Source organism: Streptomyces cinereospinus, from assembly GCF_042430725.1.
GTDB classification, from domain to species: domain Bacteria; phylum Actinomycetota; class Actinomycetes; order Streptomycetales; family Streptomycetaceae; genus Streptomyces; species Streptomyces cinereospinus.
In genome coordinates, this window is record NZ_JBHMCY010000208.1 from 1 (window position 1) to 789 (window position 789).

At 74.0% G+C, this 789-nt stretch carries 1 protein-coding gene; it reads left to right on the forward strand.

Annotated features, from left to right (window positions below; all coding sequences use genetic code 11):
* Positions 1–789: aldehyde dehydrogenase family protein (locus ACFF45_RS35530; RefSeq protein ID WP_381351177.1), on the forward strand; the 789-nt coding region annotated here is incomplete at both ends.

Consider the following 789-nt stretch of genomic DNA (forward strand, 5'->3'; position numbering starts at 1 on the left):
GTCGCGCGGCTGCTGGTGGACTCGCCCGACGTGCCCGTCATCAGCTTCACCGGCAGCACCGCCACCGGCCGCCTCGTCGCCCAGGGCGCGGCGGCCCGCTTCAAGCGGGTCGGGCTGGAGCTGGGCGGCAAGACCCCGCACCTGGTCTTCGCCGACGCCGACCTGGACGCCGCGCTCGCCACGGCGGTGGCGTCCAGCACCGTCTTCGCCGGACAGTTCTGCATGACCGGCAGCCGCGTCCTCGTCCAGCGCGAGATCGCCGACGAGTTCACCGCGGCGCTCGCCGAGCGCCTGGCGGCCGTCCGGCCCGGCCCGGCCTCCGACCCGGCCAGCGAGATCGGCCCGCTGATCGACAAGGCCTCGGTCGCCCGGGTCGACGCCGCCGTCGAGGCGGCCATCGCCGCCGGCGCCAAGCCCATCGTCCGCGGCGGCCCCAGCACCCGCCCCGAACTCGCCGGCGGCGCCTTCTACCACCCCACCCTGCTCGCGGTGTCCGACTCCTCGCTGCCGATCGTGCAGGAGGAGACCTTCGGACCGGTGCAGACCGTCCAGGTCTTCGACACCGAGGAAGAGGCCGTCGCCCTCGCCAACGACACCGACTACGGCCTCAGCGCCTGCGTCTGGACCCGCGACGCCGACCGGCCGGTACGGGTGGCCCGGCAGCTCGACGCCGGCCTGGTCTCGATCAACAGCTGGGCCAACCTGACCGTCGAGTTCGAAGAGGGCGGCTACAAGTCCAGCGGCGTGGGCCGGCTCGGCGGACTCGCCTCCATCGAGGACTTCCTGGAG